This window comes from Mesobacillus foraminis (genome assembly GCF_004340465.1).
GTDB lineage: Bacteria > Bacillota > Bacilli > Bacillales > Cytobacillaceae > Mesobacillus_B > Mesobacillus_B foraminis.
Genome location: NZ_SLVV01000019.1, coordinates 1 through 14,059, shown reverse-complemented (window position 1 = coordinate 14,059; position 14,059 = coordinate 1). Strand labels below are relative to the sequence as shown.

At 44.7% G+C, this 14,059-nt stretch carries 11 protein-coding genes and 1 rRNA gene; 8 read left to right on the top strand and 4 right to left on the bottom strand.

The window, feature by feature from the left end:
* Positions 1-27: 27 nt before the first annotated feature.
* From EV146_RS24845 to EV146_RS24835, 3 genes are all read right to left on the bottom strand, one after another.
* Positions 28-1,110, bottom strand: coding sequence for an FUSC family protein (locus tag EV146_RS24845; protein ID WP_121609849.1), 1,083 nt, complete (start codon positions 1,108-1,110; stop codon positions 28-30).
* Positions 1,111-1,348: 238 nt separating this feature from the next.
* Positions 1,349-5,815 (bottom strand): glutamate synthase-related protein, encoded by a 4,467-nt coding sequence (locus EV146_RS24840; RefSeq protein WP_132011372.1) that lies wholly within the window; start codon positions 5,813-5,815, stop codon positions 1,349-1,351.
* A gap of 349 nt (positions 5,816-6,164) precedes the next feature.
* On the bottom strand, positions 6,165-7,460 hold the full coding sequence (locus EV146_RS24835) for a glutamate-1-semialdehyde 2,1-aminomutase (protein ID WP_132011371.1): 1,296 nt from the start codon (positions 7,458-7,460) through the stop codon (positions 6,165-6,167).
* Positions 7,461-7,585: 125 nt separating this feature from the next.
* Here EV146_RS24835 and EV146_RS24830 point away from each other — a divergent pair, with 125 nt between their 5' ends.
* From EV146_RS24830 to perR, 6 genes are all read left to right on the top strand, one after another.
* Positions 7,586-8,590, top strand: a complete 1,005-nt coding sequence (locus tag EV146_RS24830) for an ABC transporter ATP-binding protein (protein WP_121609846.1) — start codon at positions 7,586-7,588, stop codon at positions 8,588-8,590.
* Entirely contained in the window at positions 8,590-9,381 is a 792-nt protein-coding gene (locus EV146_RS24825; protein WP_121609845.1) for an ABC transporter permease, read from the top strand. Before EV146_RS24830 ends, EV146_RS24825 begins: the two co-directional genes overlap by 1 nt.
* A gap of 46 nt (positions 9,382-9,427) precedes the next feature.
* Positions 9,428-10,213 carry an ABC transporter permease gene (locus EV146_RS24820; protein ID WP_121609844.1) on the top strand — a complete coding sequence of 262 codons (786 nt, stop codon included), beginning with the start codon at positions 9,428-9,430 and terminating at the stop codon, positions 10,211-10,213.
* 84 nt (positions 10,214-10,297) lie between these two features.
* A complete protein-coding gene (locus EV146_RS24815; protein ID WP_132011370.1) occupies positions 10,298-10,702 on the top strand; it encodes a potassium channel family protein in 405 nt (134 codons plus the stop codon).
* A 76-nt stretch (positions 10,703-10,778) separates the two neighbouring features.
* Complete coding sequence (gene bcp, locus EV146_RS24810) at positions 10,779-11,246, top strand: thioredoxin-dependent thiol peroxidase (protein ID WP_132011369.1); 468 nt, start codon at positions 10,779-10,781, stop codon at positions 11,244-11,246.
* Between the two features lie 573 nt (positions 11,247-11,819).
* Positions 11,820-12,257, top strand: a complete 438-nt coding sequence (gene perR / locus EV146_RS24805) for a peroxide-responsive transcriptional repressor PerR (protein WP_162990125.1) — start codon at positions 11,820-11,822, stop codon at positions 12,255-12,257.
* Positions 12,258-12,324: 67 nt separating this feature from the next.
* Here perR and EV146_RS24800 read toward each other — a convergent pair whose 3' ends face one another.
* Complete coding sequence (locus EV146_RS24800; protein WP_121609840.1) at positions 12,325-12,681, bottom strand: YgzB family protein; 357 nt, start codon at positions 12,679-12,681, stop codon at positions 12,325-12,327.
* A gap of 138 nt (positions 12,682-12,819) precedes the next feature.
* Here EV146_RS24800 and EV146_RS24795 point away from each other — a divergent pair, with 138 nt between their 5' ends.
* Entirely contained in the window at positions 12,820-13,695 is an 876-nt protein-coding gene (locus tag EV146_RS24795; protein WP_121609839.1) for a nucleotidyltransferase-like protein, read from the top strand.
* A 283-nt stretch (positions 13,696-13,978) separates the two neighbouring features.
* Positions 13,979-14,059 (top strand): 16S ribosomal RNA (locus EV146_RS24790); the annotation flags it as partial.

Sequence of the window (14,059 nt, the reverse complement as noted above, 5' to 3'; positions counted from 1 at the left end):
AGCCAATATGGATTGGCTGCTGTTTTTCTATTCATCAGCATTCGGTTCTACAGTCACATGGTTATCTTCGGTATGGTAGGACTGAAAACTGGTGATCAAAGTATCAAGGTGCTCGACCTGTTCACCATATTCCATAATGTTTGAGACAAGCTGCATCATATGGTAGAGACTTGGTCCCCCGGTGCCGGCAAGCTGTTTTTGCTGCGCAAGAAATAACTCCAGAAGCTGCTTTTTATTAAGGCAAACCTGCCCTTCCATATAAGAAGTCTCAGGCTTTATTTTCCCGATAAATTTTAACATCACCTGTTCATGATGGTTAATCAGGCAGTCAAGCTGATGCTGAATGACTTCCTGGAATTTTTCAGGCATCTGGTGAATTTCATTTTCATAACGGTGCAGTCTTTTGAGCGTATCCAGGGATCTTTTCGTAGCGGTAATCATTTGTCTGTAGACAACCAGCTTCCGGGACTTGACGAGGCTGTTCCTCTTAAAATAATCCCGTTCTTCTTTATACATCATATAAAGGTTTTCCAGCCTGATAATGCCTTCGCGCAATTTTTCGATATCCGCTTTAAGCAGCTGATGCTCGGAAGCATGCCTGGTGCTAATCCTGATCCACCTGGTAATTTCCTCTGTCAGGCTGGCATTTTTATTATAAAGTTTATTTTCATACCTTGGAGGAAGGAAAACCAGGTTAACGATAAAGGCCGCTGCTACTCCCAGCATAATCGTGGAGAAACGGATCATCGCAAACCCGATAAATTCCTCCCCAGGCGTCTCCATAATCGCTATTAAAGTGACGAGTGATAATGAAATCGTATTTTCAAGCCTTAATTTAAGATTTAAGGTAATGACAAGGATGGCTGCAAGACCTACAATAAAAAAGTTATTCCCGAGCGTCAGTACAAATACCACGGCGATGACGGCACCGATGAGATTTCCCTGTATCTGTTCGATAACCGTCAGATAGGACCTGTAAATGGTAGGCTGAACGGCGAAAATAGCAGCAATGCCTGCAAATACAGGAGAAGGCAGTTCTAAAAATTGTGCAAGAAACAACGCTAAAATAATGGCAATTCCCGTTTTTAATATGCGGGCTCCAAGTTTCATGTATGAATTTCCTTTCTTCTTTCCGTAAAAAGGGAGTGTTAGAAACATCCTACTCTTATACTTTTAACGGTTTGTTCCAAAGCTAAACAATATTGTACTATACATGGGTTAAGAAGGAAGTTCAAGGAAAATATTTATGAAATTTATGGATGGGTGGAATAAATAGTGCAGGGAAGTGAGCGGAAGCTTAATTGGGTACAAAGAAAAGCGGCCAATGACCGCTTTTCTTTGTATTGAATCATTCAGTTGAAACAGAAGGATCTGCTTGTTCTTTTACAGGTACTACCTGAAGGAAGTGGTCTTCCGGATTGGCAAGGAGGTCTCCAAGCATAGCGGCTTCAATATCCTGGCCATTACGTCTCATTAACTCAAGATATTGTCCAAGCATTTCTTCAATATCGCTCTTTCCTTTGGAGGAAAGTGGCTCTACTGAAACCTTCGCCCCTTTAGCAATACGTCTGTGGATTGCTTCTTTTGTAAGCCCCATGTCAGGCTGATGGCGAAGATAGACGACTCCTCCGGTCATACCTGCACAGATCCATGGACCGGGATCCCCGAGCACCAAGCCTCTTCCATTTGTCATATACTCAAACGCAAAACCTTTGATATTCGCACTGGATCCAATATTCCCACGTTCTATTTCCGGAATTGGCTTCTCGATGAGCCCTCCAATGATCATATCTGCCCCTGAGAGACGGATTCCGGCACGAGCGTCAGCATTTCCCTGAGCAAGCAGGAGTCCTTTTTGTGCTCCGTAACCAAATCCCTTGCCTACAGATCCATTATAGTATCGGCCGTCTTTCCCTCTGGATTTTAAAATCAAGATATTTCCGCCAAATGAAGTCTTGCCAACACCATCCTGGCCGCCGCCATCGACTTCAATTGAAATTCCATCTGTGTTGTAGGCTCCAAGTCCGTTTCCTAATATTGACTCTTTGTATCGAAGGGAGACAGGGGGCATCTGCCGGTATGAACCATCAAGACGGCCGCTGACCCGATGTCCGCTGACCCGGCTTGCCAATACACGCTGTGTTGAGTTGATACTGCTGAATTCCCGTGATTGATGAAGCTCTTCATCGATTGCATCAAGATATTCCGCACCTGCTGCAACCTGGAGCTGCATGCCTTCAAGAGCAACAGCGGCCTCCTGGTAATAAAGATGTGATACCTCAAGCGGTTTGAGCAAATACGTAAGGTCAAGCAGGTCGCTGCCTCTTGCCTGTTCCAGGAGGTCAGAACGGCCGACTGCATCCTGGAGGTCTTTGATGCCGACTGAGGCAGCCAGAGCCTTCAGTTCGCTTCCAAACGCTCCGAACAGATTCATGATTCCTTGGACAGCAAGATCAAATTGCCTTGGAACAAAGCGTCGGAGACCATGTTCCTTCGCCTGTGCTTCAGAATCAATTTGGGTTGCAATGCCAACGTGGCAAGTATCAAGGTGGCATCCGCGGCAGGTCGTACAGCCAATTGAAAGCATGGCGAGGGTTCCAAATCCAATTCGGTTGGCCCCAAGGAGCATCACTTTCAACGCATCAAGAGCACTCTTGATCCCGCCATCTGCCCAAAGCTCGACTGAATCCCGAAGGCCGGCCTCGAGAAGGGCATTATGCGCTGCCTTGACGCCGATTTCCACCGGTAGTCCTACATGTTGAAGAGCGTGGATTCTTGCGGCTCCCGTCCCGCCGTCAAATCCGCTGAGAGTGATGATATCAGCACCGGCTTTGGCTATGCCGACAGCAATTGTTCCGATGTTTGGAACAACAGGGACCTTGACGGCCACCTTAGCCTTATCATTGGCCGTTTTAAGTTCATGAATCATTTGAGCAAGATCTTCGATTGAATAAATATCATGATTATTGGAAGGCGAGATTAAATCTGAACCGATGGTCGCATTACGGGCCTCGGCGATTTTCGCGGTTACCTTGGAACCTGGCAAGTGTCCGCCCTCGCCGGGTTTCGCTCCCTGCCCGATCTTGATTTCAAGGAGGTTGGATGAGTTTAGCAACTCAGCGTTTACGCCAAAACGTCCGGATGCCACCTGCTGGCCGCGAGTGCGCGGGTATTTTCCAAGCATATCTTTAATTTCACCGCCCTCGCCATTCATGGAAACCATATTCAGACGGTCGGCCCCTTCGGCATAAGCACGGAATGCTACTTCATTTTGAGAACCAAAGGACATTGAAGCAATGATAAACGGAAGGCTGTGATCTCCGACACTGATATCAACCTCCTCTGCAGCAAGAGCGGAGGAAGATGCCTTTTTCAGGGCGGTTAAGTGGCGGATCGTTGTCGGGTTGGTTTCTTCCTGTTCAGTAATTTTTTCCCGGTAAGCCGTATAGTCTCCGGTTGAGGCAACCTCGCCGATGGCCTTCCAGATTCGCGGGAACAAATGGAAGGTCTTCCCGATGCGTTCCTTTTCATTTTGGTAAACGGCAGCCCTTGCCAGTGCATCCTCTTTCAAATGTTCGAATCCAAAGCTTAGTTGATCCGAGCCAAAGAAGTTCACAATGTTAAGATAATCAGAAACCTCCGTATTAAGTCCAATCGCCGAGAACAAGCGGCCATATCCGCGAAGTTCATGGATTCCAATTGTCGAGATGACCTTTTCAAGCCCCTTTATCAGAGCATTGTAAAGATTGACAAGCGGCTTGACCGTATCTCCCGCAACTGTGGTGAACATAAAGTAAGGACTGACAAGATCGGCTCCCAAGCCTAGTACGGTAATGATATCATGCAGGGACCGAATGGCTGCGGACCGGAGGAGGAGGGAGCAGTCCCTTCTCAGCCCGGCCTCAGCCAATGACTTATCAATCGCAGAGGTGACAAGGTGAGGGTCGAGCCACAAACCATCCTGATGGGATTTTGCATCATCCAGAACAATTAGGGACTTTCCACTTTTGACGGCAGAAATTGCTTCAGAGGCCAATCTCTCAAGTGCCTGCGGAATGCTTTCTTCCTTTGTGAATACTATTTCTAGATAAGCGGCAAGTTTGTTTTTCTGAAAGTGATGGACAAGCTGGTCGACGCTTGGCTGGCCAGTTTCCAGCGAACAGTCGAAACCTGCAGTCCCTTCAATTAAGAGCGGGGCCGAAAGCTCCACAACGCAATCAGTTTGTTCCTTGCCAAAAAGGGAAGGCCGCTTACCGATAATGGTTCTGGTTGAGAAGTGCTCCGTTTCACGGTCCCGGTCAATCGCGGGGTTTGTAACGACTGCAACGCTTTCTTTAAGAAAGTCCGCAACGTTTCGGCGCTCAGGATTAAGGGCAGCAAGCGGCGCATCGTGACCGAGCGAACGGATCGGCTCGATCCCCTTTTCGGCCATCTGCTCCACTAACTGGACATGGTCGCGTTCCCAGCCAAAGGCTTTGTATTGTCCATTATGGATTTTATCTGGATAGCTGATTGCCACTGTTTTATCCATGTTCGGTGCAGTGAGACGGGTACGGGAATTGATAAATTCAATTCGGTCTGAGAAGCGCGCGAATACTTCTGTCTGGAACTCATGATGCTCAAATACCTTGATGGCATCACCTTCCCATTTCAAGCCAACCTTTTCACCAGGTGACAGCGGCTTAGGCTCACCGGCATAGTCGCTGGACGGAACAATGCCAGGCTCTGACGAGAATAAATAGGAATCCTGAATTTCAACCATCCATAATGGTCGAAGTCCGAGGGCATCTACGCTAAAAACTGCTTCGTCTCCAAATCGGGAGATAATTCCCGCCGGCCCCTGGGCAAAATGTCCCCATGCTTCCCTGATATAAGTATATAAGTCCTGAAGATGTTCAGGGTACGCTTTAATCTCGTTTACAATCGGAGGGAACATCAGGTCCATTGCTTCAAATAACGAATAGCCATCCCGGCAGATGAACGTTTCCAATGCTCTGCTAAGGTCCTGGGAGTCGCTTCCATCCCTGACAAGCGGAACATTTACCATCCTAGCTTCTTCACGAAGCCTGGCGATTGTATTGATTTCCCCATTATGGCCGAGGACACTGAAGGGCTGGACACGGAAAAAGCTCGAAAGTGTATTTGTTGAGTAACGATTATGTCCAAGAGTCATCGTGGAAGCCACCAGCGGGTTTCCCAGGTCATGATAGTATTTAGGCAGTATGTCTCCTGCACCCATTACTTTGTAGACAGCATGGTGCTGACTTAAGGAAGCTACATGTACATGAGCATCCTCTTCAAAATCTATGATTATATTGAATACTGTTTTTGATAGTTCAGCACCAGTTTGGGCCGCAAGGCAAGCAAACTGCCAGAAAAACGGGTTTTCCTGAATGGCAATCGGGCCGAGGGCAGATGAGTCTGTTACGTTGTCTGATTCAAAAAGAAGTTCCATCCCGGCTTGGTGAAGCTTTTCAGTAAGCCCAGCTTTGACTGCCGCTATATTGACATCACGGGCAATGAAAACATGGCCGACGACAAAATCAGGCTTATCTGCTGCAGAAGGATCCGCTCCGGCAGCTTCAAGTTTTTCTTTCCAAAGCGCACGTGGGATATCTATATGGATACCAACTCCATCACCTTCTCCATTGATAAAGCCAGCACGATGGTTCATGGTAACCAGGCCGTCGATACAGTGGAAAATATTTTCCCGTGTAGGAACTTTCTTTTTTTCTATGCTCGCGATGATCCCGCAGGCATCGTGCTCGTGGTGCTGAAAGTCTTTGAATAAGGATGGACTCCATTGTAGGTTCATAGATTACGGCTATAAAAGGGAACTCCTTTAAGCCGGTTCACCTCCTGAAATAATCTCGAATAGGCAAGGCGAATACTAGGGCAAAATTCTAATCGGGGGCTGCGTTGAATAATAAGAAAGGTGGTAAATTATGGCGAATGAAGAATGATTGATAGATAGAAAAAAACAACAGAAAAGTAAACTTATTTTAACATATGAATTTTCAGAAATCAATTAATTATGCAATAAGTTGGATAATTGCGACACCTATTACCCCTGCATCCCTGCGCGTTTTGTAAACGTTTTCAAGTTGTTTATCAAAAAAACAGGAGCCGGAGAAAGCTCCTGTCTTGCATAAAAAGACGTATGTTTATTCATTCATCAGTTGGTAAAATGCATTGTCAACAGCATGCAATGTCGCTTCAATATCCTCTTCGGTATGTGCGATTGTCAGGAACCAGGCCTCGTATTTTGAAGGAGCAAGGTTGATGCCCTGGTTCAGCATAAGCTTGAAGAAGCGGGCAAATAATTCCCCATCGGAGTTTTCTGCCTGCTCGTAGTTCTCAATTTTTTCGGTTGAGAAGTAAACGGTCATTGCACCTTTCAGGCGGTTAATGGTTATCGGCACATCGTATTTTTTCGCCGACTCTGCCACTCCTCTTTCCAGCATCTCGCCAAGATGATCAAGGTACTCGTAAACACCATCCTGTTTCAGCACTTCAAGGCAGGCAATCCCCGAGAGGATCGAAGCCGGATTTCCCGCCATTGTCCCGGCCTGGTAGGCAGGCCCCAGCGGTGCCACCTTTTCCATAATATCTGCCCGGCCGCCGTAGGCTCCGATTGGAAGGCCTCCGCCGATAATTTTCCCTAAAGCCGTAAGGTCAGGCTTCACTCCCAGTAAATCCTGTGCTCCTCCGTACATAAAACGGAAAGCAGTGATGACTTCATCATAGATCACAAGGGCGCCTGCCTGATGTGTCAATTCATTGACCTGTTCAAGAAAACCAGGCTTTGGCTCCACAATGCCAAAGTTGCCGACAATTGGCTCAACCAGGACGGCTGCAACCTCACTGCCCCATTTTTCAAGGGCTTCCTTAAGCGGTTCAATATCATTGAAAGGGACGGTAATGACTTCCTGGGCAATAGATTTTGGAACGCCCGCAGAGTCTGGGGTGCCCAGAGTGGAGGGGCCTGAACCAGCGGCGACAAGGACAAGGTCTGAATGGCCGTGGTAGCAGCCCGCAAACTTGATGATCTTGTCCCGTCCCGTATAGGCACGGGCTACCCGGATGGTTGTCATGACCGCTTCAGTGCCCGAGTTGACAAACCGGACCTTATCAAGGGCAGGCATGGCCTCTTTCAACATTTTTGCAAATTTTACTTCGTGAGGTGTTGGTGTTCCGTACAGTACGCCGGTTTCCGCCGCTTTTTTGATTGCCTGTGTAATATGCGGATGCGCATGGCCAGTGATGATGGGGCCATAAGCTGCAAGATAATCAATGTACTGATTTCCATCTACGTCCCAGAAATAAGCTCCCTGAGCCCGTTCCATAGCCACGGGGGCACCGCCTCCGACTGCTTTATAGGAGCGGGAAGGGCTGTTGACACCTCCGACAATATGTTCCAGTGCTTCTTTATGTAGTCTTTCTGAATTTGGTCTTTCCATGGTAAACCTCCTCAACATCAATCCGTTCTATCATACCATATCTTATAAGTTCTGAAGGTTGTCATCATCGAAGAGATTGGCTAAACTAGCTTTTTAGGATGTGGAAGGACAGGAGGAATTTTTAGATGGACGCCATCCAGGTACAGGACCTCAGGAAAGAATTTAAGGCTTATTCAAGCCGATCAGGGCTAAAGGGAGCGTTCCGGGATCTCTTTACACGGAATTATAAAATCGTCCCTGCAGTAAATGATATTAGCTTTCAAGTAAAGCAGGGAGAAATGGTAGGTTATATTGGTGAAAACGGAGCAGGCAAGTCCACGACAATCAAAATGCTGACAGGCATCCTGACACCAACTTCAGGAAAAATTATTGTAAATGGCATGAATCCTCATAAGGAAAGAGAACGGTTTGTGCAGACGATTGGAGTAGTATTTGGCCAGAGGTCACAGCTTTGGTGGGATATTGCCGTACAGGAATCCTTCAGGCTGTTAAAAAAGGTTTATAAGGTTTCGGATGCCGATTATAACGATCATATGGACCATGTCATCAAGACCCTTGATATTGAGCCTCTTTTGGACAAACCCGTCAGGAAGCTCTCATTGGGACAGAGGATGCGCTGTGAGCTTGCAGCAGCCTTAATTCATAACCCGCCGCTTTTGTTCCTCGATGAGCCAACGATTGGCCTGGATGTACTGGTAAAGCTTAAAATCCGCGATTTCCTTAAGGAGATTAATGAAAAATATAATACCACCATCCTGCTGACAACCCATGATCTGACTGATATTGAAGCGTTGTGTGAACGGGTGATCATGCTAGATGAAGGAAACATCATTTACGATGGTGCTTTAAAGAGCTTAAAAGAACACTGGGCAGAAGGAAAGGAAATCCAATTCGAGTTCCTGGAAAGGGCTGAACTATCCCGTTTGGAAGAACTGACTTCAGGCCTCCAGGTAAAATGGGATCTGGATGAGAAGAATCAAGTATTCACTGCTCTGACCGGTGATGATGAAGAATCGGTTTCACAAGTCATAGCAAGAACCGTAGCAGGTTACAAGGTGAAGGACGTCAAAATCAATGAACCGTCCACGGAAGAAATTATCCGCAATATTTATGAAAGAGGAATGGCGTGATGGACAAGTATCTTGAAATGATCCGCATCCGTTTTTTAATGATGCTTGCCTACCGAACCAATTATTATACGGGAATCTTGATCTACAGCATCAATATCGGTGCTTATTATTTTCTCTGGAATGCTATTTATGGCGGTAAAAGTGATATTGAAGGCCTAACCGCCGTACAGATGACAACCTATGTGGCTGTGGCTTGGATGGCCCGTGCCTTTTACTTCAACAATATTGACAGGGAAATGGCAATGGAAATCAAGGAAGGGAAAGTAGCGGTAGAATTGATCCGCCCATACAGCTATCTGGGCATGAAGACGATGCAGGGACTTGGGGAAGGGATTTTTCGGCTGTTTTTCTTTTCGATGCCGGGAATGATCATAGTGGCTTTCATTTTCCCCATGGAATTTTCTGCAGACGGCCTTACATGGCTCCTTTTTGCCGTTTCGATTTTTCTTAGCTTTCTTATTAATACTCAATTGAACCTGCTTACAGGAATCACAACTTTTTTCTTATATAATAATGCTGGCCTGATTCGGGCTAAGAGAGTCATCATAGACCTATTCTCCGGGCTGCTCCTTCCGATCAGCTTTTTTCCGGGCTGGGCGCAGGGGGTCATGCAATATCTTCCCTTTCAGGGGATCAGCTATATTCCCAGCATGATTTTTACTGGGAGCTTTAGCATGGAGGAGGCTTATTCCGGACTGCTGATGCAGTTTGTCTGGGTAATCGTGCTCTGTCTTCCAATCCAGGTGCTTTGGGTGATCGCCAAAAAACAGCTGATTATACAAGGAGGGTGACTAAAATGGAAGTACTTTTGAAACTGGTTGCTGGAGGAGGGGCGACATGTTTTATGTTACCATCTTTTTTCAATATGTAGCCCAATATATGAAGACCAGGCTGGAATATCGCGCTGATTTACTGGTGGAAATTTTTTCGGACCTTTTATTTCAGGTGGTGAATCTGATTTTCATTCTTGTCGTTTTTGGCCATACCGAGTTTTTAAATGGCTGGAGCAGAGAAGAAATCATTTTTATATATGGATTCTTTCTAGTGCCATATGCTCTTTTTTCTTCCTTTTTTAATATTTGGGATTTTAATGAACGGTATATTGTCAAAGGTGAGCTTGACCGAATACTGACCAGGCCGATTCACAGTTTGTTCCAGATTATTCTCGAGAGAATGGAGCTGGAATCATTATTTGGGGTGGTAACCGGAATTGCCATCATGTTTTACGCGGGAGGGGAGCTCGGGCTTGGCATCCGCTGGTTTGACCCCTTCTTGTTCATTGTTCTTGTGCTCGGCGGCGTGTTTGTCTATGCGGGCATATTTATCATGATTGCCTGTATCTCCTTTTGGGCTGATGCCCGGACCTCCATTATGCCGATGATGTACAATATTGGGAACTATGGCCGGTATCCTGTCGATATCTATAACCAGGCAATACGGTTTGTCCTGACCTGGATTCTGCCTTTCGCTTTTGTCGGTGTTTATCCGGCGGCTTATTTCCTTGGACGTGAGGAATGGTTCGGCTATTCGTTCCTTACGCCTGTCATTGGTGCAGTGTTTTTTGGACTGTCTGTCTTCCTCTGGAATGAAGGAGTGAAACGTTACCGGGGAGCAGGAAATTAAGAGGAATTCCAGGGGGCTTGCCTGCATAGAAATCAATCCTGATGCGTATAGATGGAAAGAGACGCTCGGAAAAGAGGCAGGAATATGGGAGTTTACTTTTCAATCTTGGTCATTGTGTTTTGCATCGTTTTGAGCCTCAGGGAGTTGTTCATTCCGGATAAAATCAAGGGAAAAAAAGTATCGGCTGAAAACTTTTTTGTCCTGGCCATTATATACGCAACTGTCATGATTGGATTTGGGCTGATTTATTTCCTGATAGACTCGGAAGGTCATCCTGTGCTGGTTGAGGAAGAGTATATTGCCGAGAATGATGTCTTGTCGAAAGTCGAGACCTGCCTTTATTTTAGTGCGATCACTCTGTTTTCGGTAGGTTATGGGGATATCTCCCCAATCGGCATCGGCCGTGTCATTGCTGTTGTGGAAGCGCTGGTTGGCTACACGATTCCTTCAGCATTTGTTGCAAGAACGGTATTTGATCAGAAAGTCTAAGTTTCAGGCTTTGCATTTGTATTTACCTTTCAGTTTGGATAGGCTTGTTTTATCGAAACAGATTGGAGGGTTAAATTTGAGTTTAAAAGTAAATGAAGCAGCACCGGGTTTTGAGCTGGCTGGGAGCAACGGTGAAACTGTAAATCTGACTGATTTTCGCGGGAAGAATGTTGTCCTGTACTTTTATCCGAAAGATATGACGCCCGGGTGTACGACAGAGGCCTGCGATTTCCGTGACCAGCATGAAAATTTCACTGATCTTGATGCAGTTATTCTTGGTGTAAGCCCGGATCCTGTAGGGAGACATGAAAAATTCATTGAAAAGCATGGATTGCCTTTTCTGCTATTAGCAGACGAGGAGAATAAGGCGGCGGAGGCCTATGGAGTCTGGCAGCTTAAAAAGAATTTTGGCAAGGAATATATGGGGATTGTGCGCTCAACCTTTATCATCGATAAAGAAGGAAGGCTGGTTAAGGAGTTCCGCAATGTCAAAGTGAAAGGGCACGTTGAGGAAGCGCTGAATTATATCAGGGAGAATTTATAAAAAAATCAGGCCTAGCTGTGTGCCTTCTGCTTCCATCAGTGTAATTGGCAGGGTGAACGTTCTTCCGAATTCCGGAGCATCATTAGATGAGGAGCGGGGAGAACCTGGAGATATAAATTCGGAGAAAATAAAATTCTGAGCCTATTTTAGCATTTAAAGGCATTTGTCCATTCATTTAAGGAGGTATTGAATATCTTTATATTAGGGCATACCTCCTCAAACGAATTGACGGACCATTCTTGGTCCGTCCTTTTTTTATCGAGAATGTTACAGCCTGCTGTTTAAAAATGATCTGCACAGGCAATCTATACGAACTAGGCGGGCTGGCAGAAATGTATCCCTGAAGCCTCTGAGTAATGTATTGAATGGTCGAGGCTTCTTGTTGGAAGTTTGCACTGTTGGATAATGTCTGATTAAGATTAATGAATTCCTAAATGGGAATGATATAAGCATATAAAATAAAAAGCTGGAAATGTTAGCAAGCCTCTTATATTGACAAAGGCATGAAAAACTTAGTACACTATTTATAAACATTATAAAGTAATAATTTATAAAGAGAAGAGGTGCATGGCGATGGCTGAAGGTCAATTAAAAGAAGCGTTAGATGCCCTGAAGAATACTGGGGTTCGCATAACACCACAGCGTCATGCGATACTCGAATATTTAATAGACTCTATGTCACACCCAACTGCAGATGATATATATAAAGCGCTTGAAGGCAAGTTTCCAAATATGAGTGTGGCTACAGTTTACAATAACTTGAGAGTATTTCGTGAAGTTGGCCTAGTAAAAGAACTGACGTATGGTGATTCCTCGAGTCGCTTTGATTTTGTAACTACCCATCATTATCATGTCATTTGCCAGGAATGCGGGAAAATTGTCGACTTTCATTATCCGGGACTGGACGAAGTGGAACAGCTTGCTTCGCATGTGACAGGATTTAAAGTAGGGAACCACAGAATGGAGATTTATGGTGTCTGTCCAGAGTGTTCTGGAAAGGAAACACATTAAACGACTGGCAGCCATGACTGTCAGTTTTTCTTTTTGTTGAATACGGCATCAAAAAAACTCGGTCCATTTACCGAGTTTCTTTTTGTTTCTTGTTATATCTTTCGTCAAACTCTTTTCCTTCAAGTGCCGGATCAAGGGTTAAAGGCTCATTGCAATACATGCATATATCCACTCGGCCAAGGATCTTTGTATGCTTCCCGCATCCCGGGCAGACGACTTGTACAGTTTTAGTTGACAGCATGCCAATCCAGAAGTAAACAACAGTGCTTGCAATGATAAATAGAAGTCCAAGGATCATGAAAATCGTCATGACGATTGGCGAATTGCGAAAGAAAATGCCTCCATACATGACAACAAACCCTATAAAAACCAAACTAAGGGCAAATGTACGGATTTTATTTATTTTACTTGAATATTTGACCATCCTTTTCCCTCCCTAGAGAATAATATTATCATAACATTTTCGTAAATCATTTTATAGGAAAAACGTTGGCCTCATCATGAAGGATTTTTAGATAAATTGTCGAACATATATTTTTAACATAAAATTGGAGGAATAATTATGGAGGATATCCTTCGCCCAATCTATCAGGAAAGGGCCAGTCATCCAAACACGATCGGTGTCCTGATCGTTGAAAAAAGTCAAAAGCTTTTTCCGACTACTGATACATTTGACACTGTCTTGCTTATTATTGTAAAAAACGCTGAACAACCCGTATTTATAAAACATTACATATTCCATGGGAAAAAGGCAGCAATGCACATAGTGACTGAAGATCAGCTCAAAGAATGGATGCTTTTAGGCAGCAATAAAAAGATTTTTGACTGGCTGTATGGAGGGAAAATTGTTTTTGACCGCAATGACTATATTGCGAATCTTAAGCAGGAGTTAAGGGAATTCCCGTTCTATGGAAGGAAAATTAAAATGGGAGTAGAATTTGCCCGTTTAATCCGCAGATATACAGACGGGAAAGCTTTCTTCGATGACCTTCATTATTTAGACGCATATAACCATATTGTTCATTCACTCCACCACCTGGCAAGGCTTGCCGTCATAGAAAATGGATTTCATCCGGAAGTCACCGTTTGGCATCAGGTAAAACATATTGATCCCGAAATATATAAACTGTATGAGGAATTAGTCTGCAGTGAGGAGACATTGGAAAAAAGACTGGAGCTGCTTTTTCTGGCGAGTGAGTTTCTGATTCATTCGAGAACTCAGATTGGCTCGGCACATTTGCTGTCAGTGATGGAAGAACGGGATTCATGGGCAATTAATGATATGGTTGAACATCCTGAACTTGAAGTATATTCTGTAGACCTGGTCATTCTCGTGGAGTATCTGATTGATAAAAAACTCATCGAAGTTGAACAAATAGAGACGAAGGGTTCAGGAATTTATCACCGACATTACAGGGTTGTTGAAAAACTATCGTAAAAAAACAAAATAAGGTGTTGACCTTTTTTAAAATACTTGATATATTAATAACCGTCGCTGCAGGACATAGCATTAAACGAATTTGCAGCTGACGGTTTTTCTTAAAAAAAGATGTTGACAACAAAAACATCGCATGTTATATTAATAAAGTCGCTTCGGGCGGCGAGGTAAATAAAATTGTTCTTTGAAAACTAAACAAACAAGCGTCAACAAACAATAAAACTTAGTGATTTCAAATCACTAGCCAACGTTTTTTCTTTTTTATGAGTTTAACTCATACTCTTTATTGGAGAGTTTGATCCTGGCTCAGGACGAACGCTGGCGGCGTGCCTAATACATGCAAGTCGAGCGAATCGGAGGGAGC